General features: G+C 62.9%; 19 protein-coding genes. 8 read left to right on the top strand and 11 right to left on the bottom strand.

Features of this window, described 5'->3' with window-relative positions:
• Positions 1–114 precede the first annotated feature (114 nt).
• Together AC57B6_RS24315 and AC57B6_RS24310 are read left to right on the top strand one after the other, a co-directional pair.
• Positions 115–1,332, top strand: a complete 1,218-nt coding sequence (locus tag AC57B6_RS24315) for a CaiB/BaiF CoA transferase family protein (protein WP_496422248.1) — start codon at positions 115–117, stop codon at positions 1,330–1,332.
• A 70-nt stretch (positions 1,333–1,402) separates the two neighbouring features.
• Entirely contained in the window at positions 1,403–3,061 is a 1,659-nt protein-coding gene (locus tag AC57B6_RS24310; protein ID WP_496422247.1) for a class I adenylate-forming enzyme family protein, read from the top strand.
• A gap of 5 nt (positions 3,062–3,066) precedes the next feature.
• Here the strand turns inward: AC57B6_RS24310 and AC57B6_RS24305 are convergent, their stop codons facing one another.
• Together AC57B6_RS24305 and AC57B6_RS24300 are read right to left on the bottom strand one after the other, a co-directional pair.
• Positions 3,067–3,936 (bottom strand): PaaX family transcriptional regulator, encoded by an 870-nt coding sequence (locus AC57B6_RS24305; RefSeq protein WP_030099261.1) that lies wholly within the window; start codon positions 3,934–3,936, stop codon positions 3,067–3,069.
• A gap of 123 nt (positions 3,937–4,059) precedes the next feature.
• Positions 4,060–4,446 (bottom strand): PaaI family thioesterase, encoded by a 387-nt coding sequence (locus AC57B6_RS24300; RefSeq protein ID WP_028194281.1) that lies wholly within the window; start codon positions 4,444–4,446, stop codon positions 4,060–4,062.
• 252 nt (positions 4,447–4,698) lie between these two features.
• Here AC57B6_RS24300 and AC57B6_RS24295 point away from each other — a divergent pair, with 252 nt between their 5' ends.
• Together AC57B6_RS24295 and AC57B6_RS24290 are read left to right on the top strand one after the other, a co-directional pair.
• Positions 4,699–5,799 (top strand): porin, encoded by a 1,101-nt coding sequence (locus tag AC57B6_RS24295; RefSeq protein ID WP_046571874.1) that lies wholly within the window; start codon positions 4,699–4,701, stop codon positions 5,797–5,799.
• A gap of 63 nt (positions 5,800–5,862) precedes the next feature.
• A complete protein-coding gene (locus AC57B6_RS24290; RefSeq protein WP_042273712.1) occupies positions 5,863–7,170 on the top strand; it encodes an MFS transporter in 1,308 nt (435 codons plus the stop codon).
• Positions 7,171–7,194: 24 nt separating this feature from the next.
• On the opposite strand, the gene AC57B6_RS24285 is transcribed toward AC57B6_RS24290, so the two are convergent.
• Both AC57B6_RS24285 and AC57B6_RS24280 read right to left on the bottom strand, forming a co-directional pair.
• Positions 7,195–8,007 (bottom strand): PaaX family transcriptional regulator, encoded by an 813-nt coding sequence (locus AC57B6_RS24285; RefSeq protein WP_281664517.1) that lies wholly within the window; start codon positions 8,005–8,007, stop codon positions 7,195–7,197.
• Between the two features lie 85 nt (positions 8,008–8,092).
• Positions 8,093–9,772 (bottom strand): AMP-binding protein, encoded by a 1,680-nt coding sequence (locus tag AC57B6_RS24280; protein ID WP_406868928.1) that lies wholly within the window; start codon positions 9,770–9,772, stop codon positions 8,093–8,095.
• 349 nt (positions 9,773–10,121) lie between these two features.
• Between AC57B6_RS24280 and AC57B6_RS24275 the strand changes: the two genes are divergently transcribed.
• The 4 genes from AC57B6_RS24275 (at position 10,122) to AC57B6_RS24260 (ending at position 14,255) form a co-directional block, all read left to right on the top strand.
• Positions 10,122–11,324, top strand: a complete 1,203-nt coding sequence (locus AC57B6_RS24275) for a cytochrome P450 (protein WP_216750355.1) — start codon at positions 10,122–10,124, stop codon at positions 11,322–11,324.
• Between the two features lie 55 nt (positions 11,325–11,379).
• Complete coding sequence (locus AC57B6_RS24270; protein WP_496422246.1) at positions 11,380–12,483, top strand: Zn-dependent alcohol dehydrogenase; 1,104 nt, start codon at positions 11,380–11,382, stop codon at positions 12,481–12,483.
• Between the two features lie 38 nt (positions 12,484–12,521).
• On the top strand, positions 12,522–13,937 hold the full coding sequence (locus tag AC57B6_RS24265; protein ID WP_028194287.1) for an aldehyde dehydrogenase family protein: 1,416 nt from the start codon (positions 12,522–12,524) through the stop codon (positions 13,935–13,937).
• 81 nt (positions 13,938–14,018) lie between these two features.
• Positions 14,019–14,255: a ferredoxin gene (locus AC57B6_RS24260; RefSeq protein ID WP_496422245.1), complete on the top strand. Its 237-nt coding sequence runs from the start codon at positions 14,019–14,021 to the stop codon at positions 14,253–14,255.
• 204 nt (positions 14,256–14,459) lie between these two features.
• Here the strand turns inward: AC57B6_RS24260 and AC57B6_RS24255 are convergent, their stop codons facing one another.
• From AC57B6_RS24255 to AC57B6_RS24225, 7 genes are all read right to left on the bottom strand, one after another.
• Complete coding sequence (locus AC57B6_RS24255) at positions 14,460–15,515, bottom strand: LacI family DNA-binding transcriptional regulator (RefSeq protein WP_025496651.1); 1,056 nt, start codon at positions 15,513–15,515, stop codon at positions 14,460–14,462.
• 155 nt (positions 15,516–15,670) lie between these two features.
• Positions 15,671–16,243 carry an NIPSNAP family protein gene (locus AC57B6_RS24250; RefSeq protein ID WP_496422244.1) on the bottom strand — a complete coding sequence of 191 codons (573 nt, stop codon included), beginning with the start codon at positions 16,241–16,243 and terminating at the stop codon, positions 15,671–15,673.
• 20 nt (positions 16,244–16,263) lie between these two features.
• Positions 16,264–17,016 carry an SDR family oxidoreductase gene (locus AC57B6_RS24245; RefSeq protein ID WP_028194288.1) on the bottom strand — a complete coding sequence of 251 codons (753 nt, stop codon included), beginning with the start codon at positions 17,014–17,016 and terminating at the stop codon, positions 16,264–16,266.
• An 8-nt stretch (positions 17,017–17,024) separates the two neighbouring features.
• A complete protein-coding gene (locus tag AC57B6_RS24240; RefSeq protein WP_496422243.1) occupies positions 17,025–17,879 on the bottom strand; it encodes an aspartate dehydrogenase in 855 nt (284 codons plus the stop codon).
• On the bottom strand, positions 17,876–18,655 hold the full coding sequence (locus AC57B6_RS24235; protein ID WP_042273719.1) for an alpha/beta fold hydrolase: 780 nt from the start codon (positions 18,653–18,655) through the stop codon (positions 17,876–17,878). The genes AC57B6_RS24240 and AC57B6_RS24235 overlap by 4 nt, the downstream gene beginning before the upstream one ends.
• Positions 18,656–18,658: 3 nt before the next feature.
• Entirely contained in the window at positions 18,659–19,207 is a 549-nt protein-coding gene (locus AC57B6_RS24230) for a cupin domain-containing protein (RefSeq protein WP_106352728.1), read from the bottom strand.
• 158 nt (positions 19,208–19,365) lie between these two features.
• Entirely contained in the window at positions 19,366–20,394 is a 1,029-nt protein-coding gene (locus AC57B6_RS24225) for a proline racemase family protein (RefSeq protein ID WP_046571885.1), read from the bottom strand.
• Positions 20,395–20,407 lie beyond the last annotated feature (13 nt).

The following is a 20,407-nucleotide window of genomic DNA, read 5'->3' as shown; positions in this document are numbered from 1 at the left end:
TAGTATCAACGAATGTAGTATTTTTTCAAGGCCAACCCGATCCCTCGCAAGAACCGCATTGCCATTTCAGGCTTCATCGATCGGGATGCCTCTGGAAAACCCTGGAGAACAGATATGAGCGAGACATCGCACGGCGAACACGCAGCGCCGCACGATCAAGGCGCACAGCCGCTGGCTGGCATACGGGTGATCGAATTTGCGCACTGGATGGCCGGCCCGCTCGCTGGCGGCCTGCTGGCCGATTGGGGTGCGGATGTGATCAAGATCGAGCCGCCGGGCGGCGAGCCGATGCGGGCAATCTTCTCGTCGCTAGGCGCGCGCAGCGACACGCCCAATGGTGCGTTTCTGGCGGCTAATCGCGGCAAACGGTCGGTGGCGCTCGAAATCAAAACCGAGGCCGGCATGCAGGCATTCGACGCCCTGCTGGGCGGCGCCGACGTGCTGCTCACCAACTTGCGCCCCGACGCACTGATGCGTCTCGAACTGACACCCGAAGCAATTCGCGAGCGCTATCCGCGGCTCGTCTATTGCTCGGTTAGCGCTTATGGCTGGGGTGGTCCCGACCAGAACCGCCCGGGTTACGACGTGGCGGCTTTTTTCGCGCGCACCGGCATTTCGCACGAGATCACTCAGCAGGACAGCGCGCCGCTTGCGCTGATGCAAGGCATCGGCGACAGCTTCACCGCGATGACGGCGGCGACCGGCACGCTCGCGGCATTGCTGGAGCGCGAGCGCACTGGCCGGGGCCAATTCGTCGAGGCGTCGTTACTACGCACCGGCATGTGGGCGCTGTGCGGCGAACTCGGCGTGCAAGCCATGGGTGGCAACCCGAAGCCGCCGTACCCGCGCGGTGAATCGCGTACCCCCCTGTACAACTCCTATCGCGCGCAGGACGGCCGCTGGTTCTTCCTGGTGGGAGTGGAGGCACAACGCCATCTGCCCTCGGTGCTCGCCGCGATCGGCCGCAGCGACTTGCTGGGCGACGAGCGCTTCAACAGCGCCCGGGCGATCGCGAAGCATCGCGCTGAATTCATTCCCATGCTCGACGCCGCGTTTGCCGCGCATCCGCTCGCGCATTGGGCCGACGTTTTCGACGAACACGGCGTGTGGTGGGCGCCGGTGCAAACGCCGGCGGATCTGATCGACGACGCGCAGGCCGCCGCCACGGGCGCATGGATCGAAGTGGACACCGGCGCCGGTTCCGCATCGGTGAAATCGGTTGAAGCGCCGATCCGTTTCGACGGCAAGCGACGTTCGCACGTGGCCGCGTCGCCCTCCGTCGGTGAACACACTGAAGAAGTCCTCGGCGCGCTCGGTTTCGCCACGCGTTAGCGCGCCGGTTCCCGATCCACGCAATGCAATTCGCGCACGGCGCGTTTTCTATCCATCACAGAGGTAACAAATGGCGGAAGTCATGACCGAAGCCGGTCAATCCCAACGTTGGGGCCGCGATGTCGAATCGATCACGGTCGATCAGCATGCCTGCCGCGCCTATCGAAACCGGCCACGCTCGCTCGCCGAATTGCTGACCGATAGCCTGCGCTGGGGCGAGCGACCGTTTCTCGTCGAAGGACAGCGGCGCCTCAGCTTCGAGACGCATGCGCGTGCCGTCGGCGTGGTGGCAACACAGCTTCGCGCAGCCGGCGTGCGCACTGGCGACCGTGTGATGCTGCTCGGCTTCAACAGCGTCGAATGGCTGCTCGCGTTCTGGGCGACCCAGCGCCTGGGCGCCGTCGCCGCACTCGGCAATGCCTGGTGGAGCGACACGGAAACGGCTCACGCAGTGGATCTGGTGAAGCCCGCGCTGATCGTCACCGACCGCCCCGCCGACCGAGCGTTTCCAGCCGGCTATACACGGCTCGCCTTCGATCAGTTGCACGCGGAACATGGCGCCGACGCAATGTTCCATCTGCCCGACGCGAAAATTGCGGAAGATGATCCGGCCATTCTCATGTTCAGTTCGGGCACGACAGGCGCAGCCAAGGCCGTAGTGATGTCGCATCGCGCCGTGATCGCGAACATCCAGAATCTGCTGGTGCTGACCGGCCGCCTGCCGAATGAACTGGGCCCGGACCACGCCGGCACGACCAGCTTGCTGAGCGTGCCGCTGTTTCATTTGTCGGGCATTCAGATCAGCTTCTCCACGCTGCTGTCCGGCGGCGCACTGATTTTTCTGGAAGGCCGCTTCACACCCGAAAAGGTATTGAGCCTGATCCAACAGGAACGCGTACGCGTCTGGGGCGGCATTCCAACGATGGTGTCACGCGTAGTCGAGTTCGAGCACTTCGCCGACTACGACACCTCCAGCGTCAAATCCATTCCGATGGGCGGTGCCGCCGTGTCGCCCGAACTGCGCGCGAAAATTCAGGCGGCATTTCCGCTCATCAAGAAGCGCGTCAATAGCTTGTATGGGTTGACGGAAGCGGGCGGCGTGCTGGCCGCGGCATCCGGTGCGGAGTTGCAGGGGCGGCCAGGTTGCGTCGGCCGGCCGTTGCCGGTGGTCGAGATCAGGATCGATAAAGCGGATCCGCACGGCGTGGGCGAAATCTGCGCGCGCACGCCTTCAGCGGCCAGCCGCTATTGGGGCGAAGAAGCGTCGATCGCCGACAAGGACGGTTGGATTCGTACGGGCGACCTCGGCCGTCTCGACGAAGAGAATCGACTCTATGTAGTGGGCCGTTCGAAAGACATCATCATTCGCGGCGGCGAGAATATCGCGTCGGCTCATGTAGAGCGCTGCCTGGCTACGCATCCGGATGTGCTCGAGGTCGCCGTCGTCGCATTGCCGCATGACGATCTCGGCGAGGAAGTGGCGGCCGCTGTGGTGCTGCGCTCGGGCGCGACGCTATGCGCGGACGATCTCGCGGCGCACGCCGGCGCGACGCTCGGTCGCTTCGAAATTCCGTCCCGCTGGTGGCTGCGCTACGACGCGTTGCCGACCAATGCATCAGGCAAGATTCTCAAGCGCGAACTCGTTGAGCAATGGCCCGCCGGCGATGCACCGGGCAGCCCGCGGGACACGCCGCTCACCGCGCCTTCGAGTGTCGCCCCCAACTGCTGAGCCGGTTAGCGCGCCGGCGCGGTACCGGTTAGCTCCGTCCACCTCGCGTGGGCGGCGTCTTGCCAGCGCGCCCGAATCGCGCCCAGCTTCGCGGCGTCCTGGCGCCCCTGCCAACCGGCTGGCAACAGAATGTCCGGCAGACCGGGATCGATATAGGGCAGGCGTTGCAACTGATTGACCAGTTGCACGTGCGCAAACAGGATCGCGTCGTCCGAGCGCGGCCGCATTTTCTGGAACGTCGAGGCGAGTTCGCGATAATGCTCCGACACGGCGTCGAGATTCCATGCGCGCTGCGCGAGCTCGGCATCGCTCACGCCGAGATCGAACGATTTGCCGACAAACCCGAACGCCACCCCCGACAGACCTAGCTCCGCAAGTACCGCCTTCGTTTCACCCTGCCTGTTCACGTGAGGGTTGACCCACAGGGCTGGCGATGGATTGCCGAAGCCCAACCAGCTCAGTGCGCGATAGGCTTTGACGCGCATCGTGCGATGCGTTTCGGGCAAGGACAGATGCAGGACCAGCCAATGACCATTCCACGCTTCGCCCGCCAGCGATTTCACACGCAGCGAACCCGCTGCGATCAGCTCGCGGCCGCGCGTGGTCAGCGACCAGCTGGCGCGCCGGCCGTCACGTGCATTCTCGATCCATCCCGCCGTTGCCGCACGCGCAATCGCCTGACGAGCCGCTTTTTCGGCCACGCCAACACCTTCTAATGCGTGCAGCAGGGTAGCCGTCCACACGGGACGATCCTCGCGCACGACGAACTCGCCGAGCAGCGTCAACAGGAGCGAGCGAGCGCTGCCCGGCGTGACGCGTTCTGCGGTATCGGCTTCGTCGCCGAATTCAATTGCGTTGTGAGACGAATCTGCCATTCCGCGTTCCTGATCTGACGAGCGTAAAAATTGAGGGTGCTGTAAAAAACGTCCGATGGTAGGCAGTTTGCCACGGACACGTCAAGCCGCGAAGCGCGCCCACATGAGCCGCGGCCCGCTGCTTCACGCCGCAAACGTGGCGTGGCTGAACACGCCTTGCGCGGTGGCCATAAGCACACCGCTATCGGTCCATGCCTCGCCGTTGGCAAAGAACACTGACCGGCCTTCGCGCTGAACATAGCCCCTGCCGACGATATGTGTGCCCACGCCCTTTTCCAGATACGACAGCGTCAGCGAGAGGGTCGAACCGACGCGCTGCTTCCCCGCTTCACGATTGAACAGGCCCGCGAGGCCGCATACCGAATCCAGCAGCGCGGCGGTCACACCGCCGTGAAGGATGCCGCCGGAATTCAGCAGGTTCGGCGTAACCGGTAAAACGATCTCGGCATAGCCATCACGCCACACTTCGACCCTTGCACCCAGCAGATCGATGAACGGATTGAGCTTCATATGTCCCTGCTCCATGGTGGACTGGCGAGCGCATTCCCCGCCGCCGCCAATCGGCGTTTAAGGGTAAACACGTCGCTGCATAAATGCTACATGCGATGTAAATTGTTATCGCACAATGTAGCACATCAGAAGCGCTCCGCAAACGACCCACGTTCCGCGACGAACGAATCGTAGCTACGCAAAGCGCGACGCCAGATCAAAATCCTTAGTCCTACGTATAACAAAAAGAATCTTGAACATTCGGAGACGTTGATGAAAAAGATTGCTTTCGGCATAACCTGTCTTGCGTTCACAGGCGCCGCGCACGCGACGGTGACGCTATATGGCCTGATCGACGCGGGCCTCACCTATACCAACAATCAGAAGGGATCATCGAACTGGCAAACCGCCAGCAGCGTGATGCAGGGCGACGCCTGGGGACTGCGTGTCACGGAAGACCTAGGCGGTGGATTGACAAGCGTCGCGGTGGTGGAAAGCGGCTTCAACCTGTTCGACGGCACTTTCATGCAAGGCGGCCGCGAATTTGGCAGGCAAGCTTATCTTGGCCTGTCGAATCAGTACGGCACGGTATCGGTCGGCCGGCAATACGACCTTGTCGCGGATTTCGTCATCCCTGTCAGTTCGGTACCGTATCTCGGCGTCTATTCCGGACACATTCAGGACAACGACAACCTCCAGCACACGTTCCGTCTTAGCAACGCAGTGAAATACATCAGTCCGAGCTACGGCGGTTTTTCATTCGGCGGTATTTACGCGTTCGGCAACGAGGCTGGCTCGTTCGCGACCAACCGGGCATGGAACGTCGGGGCAAGCTATAAACACGGCGCGTTTTCAATCGCCGCGGCATACGAGGCGTTGAGCCAGCCGGCCGGCAACACGACGGGCGCGGTGGGCATGTCCGGAACTTCCGGCTCCGATTATCCGTCGCTCCCCGCGCTCTACGAGACCGGCACCGTGCTCAAACAACAGATCGCGGTCGTGTCCGGCAACTACCAGATCGGCAAGTTCACCGTCGGCGCAACCTACAGCCATGTGCGTTTCGACGTCACCACCTCGCCCGTGAATGTCGACAACTTCGAGGTCTTCGGCAGTTACGCGGCGAGTCCCGCACTGTTTCTGACCACCGCGCTCGCACAGAGCAACGTCAAGCTGGTGGATTCCGGCATGAAGCCGAAGTACCAGCAGGTTAGCGGCACCGTGGATTACTTCCTCTCCAAACGCACGGACGTCTACACGTCGGTCTCTTACCAGCATGCCGGTGGCGATGCCAAGGTGGCCAACCTGTACTCGCTGCCGGCTTCCTCCACGACCAATCAGCTCGCGGTACGCATCGGCTTGCGGCACAAATTCTAGGTCACGCGGCGTCGCTCCTGTTCCCCTCCCGCCACCGCACGTGCAAGCTCAAAGGAAAACCAAATGCAACCGACTTATGAAGCGTCCGGCATCGCGTTGCCCGTTGCAACGACGGCGTCGATATACCGGAAGATCACCTGGCGGCTCATCCCGTTTCTGTGCCTTTGTTATCTCGCCGCGTATCTCGACCGCATCAACATCGGTCTGGCGAAATTACAGATGTCAGTCGATCTGCAGTTCAGCGAAACGGTTTACGGGCTCGGCGCGGGCCTGTTCTTCGTCGGCTATGTCGCGCTGGAAGTGCCGAGCAATCTCTTGCTACATCGCTTCGGCGCGCGGCTGTGGATCAGCCGCATCATGATCACGTGGGGCGCGTTGTCCATGTGCACGTTGCTCGTGACGACACCAACGCAGTTCTATGTCGTGCGCTTCCTGCTCGGCGCGGCCGAGGCCGGCTTTCTGCCCGGCGTGCTGCTCTATCTGACGCAGTGGTATCCGCCGGACCTGCGCGGCCGCGCAGTCGGGCTGTTTCTGATGGGACTGCCGCTCGCGAGTCTGATCGGCAACCCGCTGTCAGGCTGGATCATGGGCGCCTCCGCCGGCGTGCATGGCTGGACCGGCTGGCAATGGTTGTTTTTTCTCGAAGGCATTCCATCGATCGCCCTCGGCCTGCTGGTGCTGATTCTGTTGCCGCGCAACGCTCAGGCGGCGGCCTGGCTGACCGCAAGCGAAAAAGACGCGTTACGCGCCGATCTCGAACGCCATCCGCCGATGCTGAAGCACGAAGGCGCCGGCCCGGCGTTGCGTAACGGCTATGTGTGGGTATTGTCTTTGATCAACATGACGCTGGCGCTGATCATCTATGTGATCGGCTTCTGGTTGCCGACCATCATTCGCGAGTCGGGCGTCCAGGGCAGTCTGCGAATCGGCCTCCTCACCGCGATTCCGAGCCTCGCGGCGATCCTGTTGATGCTGGTGCTTGCGACACGTTCGGATAAACATCGCGAGCGGCGCTGGCATCTGATCATTCCGCTGTTCACCGCGGGTGTCTGCATCGCCATAGCGGCACGCTTTCTCGACAATACGTTCATCACGCTCGCCCTTCTCACCGTCGCCAACGCCTGCATTTTTGCGTCCTTTCCCGTGTTCTGGGCGATACCCGGCAGTCTGCTGAAAGGACGCGCCGCGGCGGCAGGCATTGCGCTCATCAACTCCGTGGCCAACCTCGGCGGGTTCTTTGCGACCTTCCTCATCGGCTGGATCAAGGATGCCACGCATAGCGTGAGCGCCGGGCTCGTGGTATTCGCCGGGCTAGCCATGCTGGGCTGCCTGCTCACATTCCTGCTGCCGGCCAGGATCACCAACCGCTAGCGCAACGAGCCGGCGCGACGCCGCTCAGAGCACCGGCGCGGCGCCCGCGAGTTCATCCCAACGAGCATGCGCCGCGCCGCTCCATTGCTCGCGCAGCGACTCGAGCTTCGCGGCCACCTCGCGGCCCCGCCAGCGCGACGGCAGCAAGGCGGCCGGCAGACCCGGATCGATGAACGGCACGCGCTGCCACGCGTTCACCAGTTTGACGTGCGTAAACAGGATCGAGTCATCGGAGCGCGGCCGCAGCTTGCCGAACTGTTCGCGCAGCAAGTCATAATGTGCTGCGACCGACTCCAGGTCCCATGACTTTTCGACCAACTGCCGGTCCGTCAAACCGAAACGCAATCCGGAACCGGCGAATGCGCACGTGAAGGAGGACAGACCCAGTTGTTCGACCACGCGATGCGTCTCGTCTTCACGTTCCGTGTGCGGATTGACCCAGATCCCCGGCATGGGATTGCCGAAACCCGCCCACGACAGCGCGCGATACAGCTTGATGCGCTCGGGCCGGTGCGATTCCGGCAGCGAAATCGCGACCACCAGCCAGCGGCCGTCCCACGGCGCAGTGCGGCTCATCGACTGCACGCGCTGCGCGCCCTCGTCGATGATGCGGCGTCCGCGCGCGGTCAGCACCCAGCAGGTCTCGCGGCCGATGCGGTGCGCCTCGATCCATCCCGACGCCCCCGCCCGCGCGATCGCCTGACGCGCCGACTTTTCCGTGATCCCGATTCCGCCCATCGCTTGAACGAGTGTGGCGGTCCAGACCGCGCGTCCGCCGGGTCGCACGAATTCGCCGAGCAAAGTGAGCAGCAAGGAACGGGCGCTGCCGGAACTCATGCGCCGCGCAGCGGAATCTGTGGAAGCGGCCCGCATCGAGGCGCTTGTCGCAAGGGCGAGGCGTGCAGTCATGCGGCTAGCCTGCTCAACCGGCTGGTCGCGCGGGCGTCTTCGTGGCAACCAGTCCGCGATGGCCGCCACCGAGGATCTGCTCGCGCAGCACATGCCTGCGTACTTTGCCGCTCGCGGTGAGTGGCCATTCGTCGATAAAGAACCAGATGGCAGGCGTCTTGTAGGCGGCGAGACGGCCGCGGCACCACGCATGCAAGCCGTCGACAAATGCCGCGCAAGGAGGTGCTGTATCAGGAGCCGCCCCGTCGTTAGCCGAGAGCCGTATGACTGCCGCCACGACTTCACCCCACCGCTCGTCGGGCAAACCTATCACGCACACGTGCGCAATGTCGGGATGATCGAACAACACCTCTTCGATCTCACGCGGATAAATATTCTCGCCGCCGCGAATGATCATGTCCTTGAGTCGGCCTGTGACGCGTACATATCCGCGCTCATCCATGGCACCGAGATCGCCCGTGTGAAGCCAGCCGTCTTCGCGCAGCGTGGCGCTGGTTGCATCGGCCGCGTTGAAATAGCCTTGCATGGTCTGATAGCCACGCGCGCAGATTTCGCCCGACGTATCGAGCGGCAGCACTTCGCCCGAAATCGGGTCGGCAATTTTCAGTTCCATCTGCGGTAACGGACGGCCTGCCGTTTCGGCCTGATCCTCGGGCGAGTCGTCGCCACTGGTTTGCGTAATGACGCCGTTCAGTTCCGTCTGACCGAAGAGGATCGAAAACTTGCAGCCGAACGTCGTGGTTGTCCGCCTGACGAGCGCGGAGGGAACAGCCGACGCGCCGGACAGAATCAGCTTGAGCGACGACAGATCGCGGCGCGGCCGATCCGGATGATCGAGCATCGCAACCAGCATTGTGGGCACGACCAGCGTGGCCGTACCTCGCTCGCTTTCGATCATTTCCAGCATCTTCGCGGCATCGAAACCCGGCATCAGCACGAAGGTCCCGCGTTGCGCCAGCGCACCGACCGCGGACACGCCGCAGCCGCCCACATGAAACAGCGGCATCGCGTTGACCCACACGCCGCCGTCGCCGAAGCCCGCGCGCAACGCGGCGAAGCGCGATGCGTTGACGATGCCGCGTTGATGCAGACAGGCACCTTTGGGAAATCCAGTGGTGCCGGACGTGTACTGAATCTGCACCATATCGCCGGGGGCGATTGCCGGCAGCGGCGTTCTCGCGCTGGCCGAATCGACGAAGTCCTCCCAGTCGCTCAGACACACCGTTTCGCGCAGATGCGGCAGGCGCGCGCGCACCGACGAGAGGACCGCCGACAGATCGTTATTGCGGTAGAGCGATGCGTAGAAGACGCCAGCGACTTCCGACGTCTTCAGAACGTGCGTGAGTTCGTCCGCGAGAAAAGCCGGGTTGACCGGCACCAGAACGATTCCCGCGAGCCCCGCGCCGTGTTGCAACAGGATCCACTCGGGACAGTTCGGCGCCCACACCGCAATCCGCTCGCCGGGCGCGAAACGGGAAAGCAGCGCATGCGCCACCTGCTCGGCCGCTTCGAGCAACGCGCGATAACTCCAGCGCCGCCGCGCCGCGTAGCCGTCGATTCCTTCAACCAGTGCGATGCGCTCGGGCACCTCCGCCGCTGCTTTACGCAACAGGTCGCCGAGCGTGCAGTCCAGCACCTCCAACGATGTGTCTTTCGCCCAGTATGACCCGGCCAATCCAACCTCCACGCCCATCGCTTCGCTCCGTCGATTGTAGTGAATGCGGGCTGTGGCGCGCCATGTTTGTTACGGACTGCCGGAACACCGCGACGCACACAGAATTTTATCTACCTAATTCATTCCTATGTTTATTTTTATGTAGAACATAGACAAGTCTAGTTCATCGCTTGCGTCAACCTCGATAGGTGTAAACGCGGCATCGGCACGGCGACCTTTGCCAGCAGGTTATAGGCAATCTCCGACGACAGCCGGAAGGCATCCTGTCGCTTCGGATGTCACATAAAACGTTCTACATACTTTGACATTTTGGATTGTTATATGTAGTGTTAACTGCACGTGACAGGGAACGACACCGGAGACACTCATGAGCGACACAACGAACGCAGGCAACGTAAAGGACGGCTACGACATCTTCGCAGGCGACTACGCCAACGACCCGGACGCACTATGGGCTGCAATGCGCAAAGGCGGCTGCCCCGTGGCGCACAGTGACAAGTGGGGCGGCTCATGGGTCGTCACCCGTTATGACGACGTGCGCGACATCGCTCACGACGGCGCGCGCTTTTCGTCACGCGCCGTCGAAGTGGCCGGACCGATCCCGGAGATCGGCCATGAACTCTTTTTGCCGCCGCTCACGTCGAGTCCTGACGACCACAAGGCACATCGCGATCTGCTCGCGCCTTTCTTCACGCCCGCGAAGATCGCCGAACTGGAACCGTTCGTGCGCGACGAAGCACGCCGGCTCGCCACGGCCATCGCCGAGCGAGGCGAAGGCGATGCCGTCGGCGATTTCGCGCGCCCGCTCGCGCTCTCGGTGATTTCGCACATTCTCAAGGTCCCGCTCGACGCACAGAACCGTTTCGTCGATTGGGTCGTCAGACTGGTGCGGCTTGGCCCGCTCGACCAGAAGGTGCGCAGCGCCGTCGTGCAAGAAAAGCTGGCGTATCTGGAGAAGCTTCTCGAAGAACGCGCGAGCGCGCCGGGTGACGATCTGATCAGCTATCTCGCCCATGCCACGCTGAACGGCGAACCGCTTAGCCGCAAGCACAAGCTGGGCAGCCTGTTCCTGCTAGTCCTGGCCGGTGCCGACACGACGTGGAGCGCGATGGGCGCAAGCCTGTGGCACCTCGCATCGCACGCCGACGATCGCGCGCAACTGTTGGCCCAGCCGGACATGATGCGCACCACTGCGGTCGAAGAATTGTTGCGCGCTTATGCGCCGGTTTCGATTGCGCGCCTGACCGCGGAGCCGGTCGAACTGCACGGCCGCTGCATCGCTGCGCAGGAGCGCGTGATTCTGCCGCTGGCCGCCGCCAATCGCGATCCGGCCGTGTTCGACGAGCCCGATACCGTCAAACTCGATCGCAAACGCAATCGGCATCTGACGTTTTCCTCCGGCGAGCATCGTTGCCTCGGCTCGAACGTGGCGCGCCTCGAATTACGCGTGGCGCTCGAAGAATGGTTGCGTGTGATGCCGAATTTTCATCTCACCGCGCCGGACGCGGTCGAATGGACCGCCGGTCAAACGCGCGGACCGGAACAGGTTCTGATCGCTGTCGATCGCTGACTGGCCGGCATACCCGCCCACCGTCTCTCTCCTCTCCGCGGAAATTTCCTCGCTTATGAAAACGCAAGCCGCCGTCCTCAGCCGTCCGGGCGAACCGATCCGGATGATCGATCTGGATCTCGAACCGCCGCGCGCCGGCGAAGTGCTCGTCGCAATCGGCGCATCGGGCGTCTGCCATTCGGATCTGTCCGTCTTCACCGGGCGCTTGCCCAATCCATTGCCTGTCGTTCTCGGTCACGAAGGCGCCGGCACGGTGGTCGAAGTCGGCGAAGACGTGACCGAACTCGCCGCGGGCGATCGCGTCGTGTTGAGCTGGCTCACCCAGTGCGGCCGATGCTTTTACTGCCAGCACGAGCAGCCGTCGCTATGCGACTCGGGCACGGCGGCGATGGCGCGCGGCACGATGCCCGACGGCACGACTCGCTACCGATGGAACGGCGAGCCGGTTTATCACATGGCCGGCCTCGGCACCTTCTCGAGGCATTGCGTCGTGCCCGCGCGCGCCGCCGTCAAACTGCCGCCCGAGATGGACCTCGCCCCGGCTTCATTGATCGGTTGCGGCGTGCTGACCGGGTTCGGCGCGGCGGTCAACACGGCCCGCGTCGCAGTGGGCGAAACGGTTGCAGTGATCGGTTGCGGCGGAGTCGGACTGAACGCGATACAAGGCGCGCGTATCAGCGGCGCGCGCCAGATCATCGCGATCGATCCGAGCGAGGAACGGCTCGCGTTCGCCCGTGAATTCGGCGCGACGCTGACGCTACAGCCAGGCGCCGAACTGATCCGCCAGATTCGTAAGGCGACAGAGGGACGCGGCGTGGACGCCGCCATCGAGGTGGTCGGCCATCAGGACACTGTGCGCGACGCGGTCCGCATGACGCGGCGCGGCGGCCGTGCCGTGCTGGTCGGCGCGGGCCCCGACGACGTGGTGGTCAATGTGCCGTCGTTCACCGGTATCGTCATGACCGAGAAAACCATTCGCGGTTCCCTTTATGGTTCTGCGCACGTTCATCGCGAAGTGCAACGCCTGATTGGTCTCTACGAACAGAAACTGTTGAAGCTCGACGAGCTGGTGACCCGCACGTTCGAGTTTCCCGCCGTCAACGACGCACTCGACTACTGCGCGTCCGGACGCGGCGCACGCGCCGTCCTGCGGTTCTGACCGAACGCAAAGCCACCGTTTTCCAATCTGGAGTTTTAATGAACCTCTACAAAATGACGATCGACGGCGGCGAGACGAGCGCTGCCTCGTGGTTCGACGTCGTCAATCCGGCCACCGGCGATATCTTTGCGCAAGCCCCGCAATGCACCCAGGATCAGCTCGACGACGCGATGGCCAGTGCGGCGCGCGCTTTCGTGTCGTGGGGCGTAAGCGACGACAGCGTGCGCCGCGCGGCGCTGCAAGGCATTGCCAATGCATTGATCGCGGCACAACTGGAGCTTGCGGAACTGGTGACAAAAGAACAAGGCAAGCCACTCATGGCGGCCGCCTTCGAAGTGACCGAGACCGCGCGCTGGTTCAGCTATTTTGCGGAGCTGCCGCTGCGGCCGGAGGCGCTTCAGGACGATGCACGGGGTCAGGCAGTGCTCGTGCGCCGTCCGCTGGGCGTCGTCGCCGCGATCACACCGTGGAATTTCCCGTTGCTTCTACTCGGAATGAAGCTCGCGCCCGCACTGCTCGCGGGCAATACGATCGTGTTGAAGCCTTCGCCGTTTACGCCATTGTCGACACTCGCCGCGGGGCGAATCATCGCCGGGCATTTACCGCCCGGCGTACTCAACGTGGTCAGCGGCGGCGATGCGCTGGGTGCGTGGATGACCGGTCATCCGGCGGTTCGCAAGATCAGCTTTACAGGATCCGTCGCAACGGGCAAGGCGGTTGCCGCTGCGGCATCTCCGGACCTCAAGCGCATCACTCTCGAACTGGGCGGCAACGACGCCGCGATCGTGCTGGATGACGCCGATCCCTCACGTGTCGCGGCGGGCATTTTCTGGGGAGCGTTCACGAACAACGGACAGATTTGCGCGGGAATCAAGCGCGTTTATGTGCCGGACCGGCTGCATGATGCAGTGGTCGAAGCGCTCGCGGAGCGCGCCCGTCGAGCACGGGTCGGCAACGGCATGGACGATGGCGTGCAGCTAGGTCCGATCAACAACAAGCCACAGTTCGAGCGGGTCTCGAGCCTCGTCGCTGATGCGTTGGCTGACGGCGCACTGGCCGCCGCCGGCGGACACGCGATGGACAGGCCGGGCTACTTCTTCGAGCCGACGATTTTGCACGAGGCGCGTGAGGGCATGCGCATCGTCGATGAAGAGCAGTTCGGTCCGGCGTTGCCCGTTCTGCGCTACGGCGATCTCGACGAAGCGATCGCACGGGCCAATGCAACGCCGTACGGATTGTCTGGATCGGTCTGGAGCTCGAACGAGGAGCGTGCGGCACGCGTGGCCGCCCGGCTCGATTGCGGAAGCGCCTACGTCAATACGCACCTGGTCGTGCAGCCGCATTTACCGTTCGGTGGCTGGAAATGGAGCGGCATCGGCATAGAGAACGGCTCATGGGGACTCGACGCGTTCTGTTCGCTTCAGGTCCGCTATTGCCCTCGCGGCCGTTCGTGACGGTACGCCAGCCGCGGCTGTTTATCGCTGACGACAGTCGCGGGTCCTCACGATCTCATATCGCACACTGCAGGGACAACCATGAAATTAAGCATTACACCGGGCCTCTGTCACGGCCACAACAATTGCAGCCGGCTTGCCCCGGAACTGTTTGGACTCGACAACGGTGGCTACGCTATCGTACGAATTCAATCGACACTGCCGAAGGAATTGGAAGAGTTGGCGGAACTCGCGGCCGAGAATTGCCCCGAGTGTGCGATATATGTGGAGACAGAGGACGAGGTCGGCGAACCTACGACCGAAGGGCGGACGTTGTAGCCGTCAACGCGGTCGCGTCGAGCAAGCTCCACAAAAACGCCCGCATAGCGCAGGACGCCGGACGAAGCCGACATCTGGCTGCAACCAGTCAAACTGCCACTAGAGTTGAGGCGACGCGCGGGACTGCCCGTCGCAGATTCGTCGCCAGGAACACGCTGCGTGGTTGATCCCCGCGTTCGGTTCGCGCCTTCGACGTCACGCTATTCAAGCCACCTCGGGCGATATCTTCGCAGTGGCAATCCGCGGCACGCTCGTCGATTCACGCACCACCAATTGGGTATCGAGCCGCGCCGACATGACACGCCGCCCCGCGGTCAGCGCGCCGATCAGCGAGCGCGCCGCATGACGCCCCATCTCCGCGGCCGGAACCGCGATCGTCGTCAATGCGGGAGAAAAAATGGTCGTGTAATCGTCGTCGTCAAAACCGACCACGGAAATATCCTCGGGCACGCGCAGGCCGAGACGCCGGCATTCCGCAATGGCGCTCAGCGCGAACACATCCGCGTTGCACACCACTGCGGTCACACCGGGGAATTCGTAGTAGATCTGCCGCATCGCATCGGCGCCCTGCATCATCGCCGCACCGTAGCTCTTTTCGATAATGTGAATGCCGTCGTTCAAACCATGCGCCCGCATGGTTTCCTCGAAGCCGCGCATGCGCGCCTGTTGACGGTCGTTGCCCTGCAGCGGACCGGCGACCATTGCCATATTCCTGTGACCAAGCCGGATCAGAAACTCGACGGCCTGCTTCGTCGCCGCGTAATTGTCGAAGCCGATGGACGGCACGATCGGATCTTCGTTATACGAATACGTGGTCACACAGGGAATCTGCGTTTCTTCCAGGTAGCTCCTGAGTCGCGGATCTTCGATCTTGCCGACCAGCAACAGCGCCTCGGCGCCGCGCTCGACGATCTTCTTGACCGCATCGAGCATGTTCCGGTTGTCGAACCCGTTCGTCACCACGAACACGCTATACCCCGCGGCCGTGAGTTGTTCCTCGAACGCGTGCGTCATGCGCGCAAACATCGAGTAATCGAGCGACGGAATCACTGCGCCGATGATGAACGACTTCTGCAGGCGCAGTGCCTTGGCCGCCGGATTCGGGCTGTAGCCCAATTGCATCGCGGCGTTGAATACCTTTTCGCGGGCCTCTGCGCCGACGCGATCGGGAATGTTGAACGCACGGGAGACGGTCGCGACCGAGACGCCCGCCGCCTTCGCAACGTCGAATACGTTCGCTTTTGCTTTCTGACTTTTCATGGCTCAGCAAGATGGGAACGGCGGACAGGGTCCGCTATTCCTGTTTTGACGAGCCAAGTGTATCACCGCGAGGCCGGTTGGAAAACGATTACACGCATGCCCGCCGTACCGCGGCGGGGTAATCATCCGGCAACCCGTGGGCGCTCGCGCAGCCATCAGTACGGACCTCTTTCACAGGTTTTCGTGGTTCGGTGAACGGCACCGTGCGCCTCGAGCCAGTCCGACGCAAGCGCCTCGCCGGGGTCGCACACGTACCACACGGCGTTAGGGTCGGGCATCTCTTCGGTCCATACGCCGCGCAACCCCGGCGGTCGGGCGGTCGCGATCGCAGAGGCCACCGCTGCGGCCTTGCCGGTTCTGCACCGGACGGTCGTGAAGACAATCGGCGCGGCGCCGAAATCGTCGATGGCAACCCCGGGCAGCCCGTCGATCGCGTAAGGGGTCAAGATCGTGAGCCGCTGGCTGCTGACCAGCGCGGCCGCCCCCGGCAGAAAATCGCGCGTCCACCGTTCGACCTGCGCCAACGCGGCACGCTTTGCCGTGCGCTCGCCCAACGAGTCGTATTCCCACAGGTGATAAAACGTCACCACCTCGCCGGGGATCAGCCAGTTGGCCACCAGCCGACCGTAAGCGCTGCCCCGGATCGGCATCGCAAGATCCCTGAACAGGCTGAAGTAAGCATCCGCGGCCCGTACGTCGATCCGGTACTCGCGCAACTCGTGAATCATGTCGAAGCACCCCTGTTCTGCTATCGGGCGGTATAGCCGCCATCCACCGTGAACATTGCGCCCGTGGCGAACGACGACTCGTCTGACGCGAGGAACAAAGCCATCGTCGCAATCTCATGCGGCTGTCCCATCCGGTTGACCGGCGCACGCGCCTTCAGTCCGCTGACGAAGCCGTCCGGATCGGGCACGGAGCGCAGCATCTCTTCGTAGTAGCTCGACCAGATCACGCCGGGCGCGATGCTGTTGATGCGGATGTTCTGCTCCGCGTGATCGAGCGCCATCGAACGCGTCAACGCAGCCACGCCACCCTTCGCCGCGACGTACGCCGCGCGGTCCGGAATGCCGCACACGGCGGCCGTGGACGAAATATTGACGATGGCCCCTTTGCCGCGCCGCGCAATCTCGGGAATTGCATACTTCGAACAGAGAAAAACGCTTTTCAGATTGACCTCCATAATGCGGTCCCAGTCGTCTTCCTCCGTGTTCACGACGGTCCCGCGAATCCCCAGTCCCGCGTTGTTGACCAGGATATCAAGACCGCCGAACGCACTGATCGTCGCGCCCACCGCGTCGCGAATCTGCTGCGACACGACCACATCGGCGCCCACCGCGAGTGCGCGCTCGCCCAGCGCCGCAGCCACGCGCCGCGCCTGGTCGAGATTGCGGTCCGCTAACACGACCCGCGCGCCTTCCTTCACAAAAAGTTCGGCGGTTGCTGCTCCAATGCCTGAAGCCGCGCCCGTCACCAAGGCTACTTTTCCTTCGAGTCGCATATCGTTTCTCATCTTTGGATTAAATGTTCAAGACGGCGGAAAACCGCTTCTTCGATGCTCATTGCCGCGAGCCACGAGGTGCGCGGGTTGTCCGGTAAAGGATTGTTTTCGAGGCGGATGAACAGATGCCCGAAGGCACCCTGGGCCTCGACTTCATGAATGTTCCTGTCGATGCCGGGATCGGCCGTCAGGACGACCGTCGTGTTATCGAAGCCGATGCCGGCGAGCGCGACCGCGGCCGTGACGTTGGCGTTCTTCGGGTAAAGTCGCGCCGATTCGCCGGCGCTGCCCTCGAAAATGACTGTCGGCCGATCGATCGCCAGCAAATCGAATTGCGACTCGGCAGGCGATCCGAGCCACGCGTGCGGCGGCTTTCTGCCCGTGTAGCGCACGAAATCGAGGCCACCTGTGCGCGCCGCATGCAATGCGTCGATACCGCCGATGGCGCCGGACACCAGCGTGACCCTCGCGCCGCCTGCCTTCGCTGCGGCAGCGATCTCCTCGCGCAGCGATGACGAAGCGAGCGCGCCCACCGACACGACGATTGCGTCAACCCCACGCTCGAGCAACGGCACCACCGTTTCGTGCACGGCGGCATGACCGGCGCACTCCACTGCGAGAGTCGGCCGCCACGCCACGAGCGCGTCGGCATCATGAAAGACCTCGACGCCGTAAGTCTGCTTCAGCAGATCGGACTCGCCTGCGGCGTCCGGCACAAGGCAGCACCAGTCGACATTCGCGGTGCCCAGGGTCTGCAACGCGGTGGCGACGCGCTTTCCCATCGCCCCCATGCCGATGATCACAATACGTTCGCGAACCTCCGCGGACTCAAGAGGCGCCGGCGCTAACTCGCGGACCGTCATGCCGCCCTCCGGTCCAGAAAAGCGGCCACGTGGTCCGCAAACACATCCGGATAAACCTGCGGAAAAAAATGCCCCCCCACGGCGCCGACGAGCATCGCATTGCGGATGCGGCGCGCGAGATCTTCTGAATGGTGAAACGGGACGATGAAATCGTCTCGCGCGCCGACAATCAGCGCCTCGATATCGAGTGCGGCCAGTTCTTCTGAGCGCTCATAGCCGAGCAGCATCTCGATCCGGCGCAACACCGTCTGCACATCGAACTCGTCGTCGCCGTCGAATCGCAGGCGGTCCGCAGCGAGATGCTGCTCGTACCAGCAGGCGTCGTAACCGAAGAGCCGCGCGAACGCCGAATGAGCACGCGTGCCGAGCTTTTCGAGCATCAGGTGACGCAGATCGAACAGATCCCTGAAGCGGCGATCCGGCTTCGCCCACCCGCCGCTGAGTACGATCTTCGCGCAACGCGAGCGGTGATCGATTGCGAGCGTTTGCGCGACGAGGCTGCCTGTCGAATGGCCGATCATATGAGCCACGCGCACGTCCTCCGCGTCGAGCACCTCGAGCGCCGCCTGCGCAATCAGTGCAATACGCTGATCCGCGGCCTTCGTACTGCCGCCGACACCGGGATGATCGAACGCGATCACCCGGAAGCGGTCTGCGAGAAGTTCCGCCACAGGCCGCCAGAACGATGCGTGTCCACCGAGACCTGCGATGCACACAATCGCATCGCCGCTCCCGAGCGCCTCGTAATAGACACCTGAGCTTGTATGCCTGCCCATCGCTCAGCTCCCATCCCGTGGAGTGGAAAAGACCGTGCGAGCCTCGATTTCCGCGACGTTCTCCGGTCGCGCAAACGGTTCGGGAGCAGCTTCGCCCGGCTTGCGTCGACGGCCGATTTGCTGGAAGAAAGTCTCGAGACCCGACGGCAGGAAGAACCAGGCCCAGTGCAGATCGACATCGCCGTCGTTGATGAAGGTGTGGGTACGCAGCTTGCCGAGAAACAGCGTCATGCCCGGCTCGAGCCGGTACTCGGCGCCATCCAGAACGGCCTTGCCGCGACCCGCGATGAAATGCAGGACTTCCTCATTGTCGGTATGCGAATGCAGCCTGACGACGCCGCCGGGCGGCACCGTCTGGGTTCCCACCGAGAACGGCCGATCCATCGGGACGAGATGCGGCGCCACATGGACCGACGCATAGCCATTGGCCGGCTGCGGCTGCCAGTAACTCTCTTCGTCGCGTGGATGCACGAGCAGAAACTTGCCGCCCTCGCCTGCCGCGCGTTGCGCCGGCTGCTTCAATCCACCTGTTTCATCACCATTGCTGCTCATGCTCACTCTCCGTACGGAATGACATGTGACCTATAAATACGAAATCGATTACCGCTCAATGAATCACGCTATAGCGCTCTATTCGCTTGAATTACCTTGTATTTTGGTAATCGATTTCACCTTGAGGCGAGTGTGACGCCTTACGACTCCACGCCGGCCTAGTCTCTCCAGATATCGTTTAACCGATAGCCGGTGGGGAACGGGTCGGACCGATCGAGGACGTACTGATGAAACCCGGTGATCCACGCACTCCCCGTGATCGCGGGACGAATGCCAGGTCGGCCGCCCACCGTCAGCGTCTCGACGATCTCGCCTGTGAACTCCGTGCCGATAATCGACCGGTTCAAGAACTTCTCGCCCGGCTCGATCAGACCGCGTGCGTGCAGCACGGCAAGCCGCGCACTGGTGCCGGTGCCGCAAGGCGAGCGATCCAGCCTGCCCGGCGACACGATCACACCGTTTTTCGACGCCAGTCCCGTCGGGGTACGTTCGAGCGGACCTGCAAACAGCGTCTGATTGATCGTGTGAATCTCCGGCGTTTCCGGATGGACTGCCGGAATCTGTTCGGCTGCGGCGGCCTTGATCGCTTCACCGATCTTCACCATGTCTGCCGCTTCGGACGGCTCAACTGAAAATCCTACGGAAGCCGCATCGACCAGCACATAGATCATCCCGCCGTACGCAACGTCCACGGTCAGCGTTCCGAGGCCGGGTACTTCGACAGGAAGATCCAGGCCGAACACGAAGCACGGTACATTGGCGAACCGGACATTCAGGCACTTGCCGTCCCGACACTCCGCCTGCACTTCCACGAGGCCGCCTGGCGCCTCGAGGACCAGACGCGTATAAGGTTCCTGCATCGGCAACATGCCGGTTTCGAGCAACGCCGTCACGGTGCAGATCGTGTTGCTGCCGGACATGGGTACGTAGTACTCCGACTCCATGATGACGAACCCCGCGTCCGCCTTGGGATCGCAGGGCGGCAGCACCAGATTGATACATTGCGTGACGCTGCCGCGCGGCTCCTGCAACAGTAACTTGCGCAGATCGTCTGCCTCGCGCTCGAGATATTGCATCTTCTCGAACATCGTCTTGCCTGGCACGTCGAGCACGCCGCCGGTAATCACGTCGTTGCGTTCGCCGGCTGTGTGAACGCCGACCACCGTAATCATTCGCTTCATTTCCATGGCCTGATTTCCT

It is taken from the genome of Paraburkholderia sp. BGA-UO-ETr-F12 (assembly GCF_059567945.1).
Note: the sequence above shows the minus strand (reverse complement) of the source record. Positions and strands in the feature narration are given on the sequence as shown.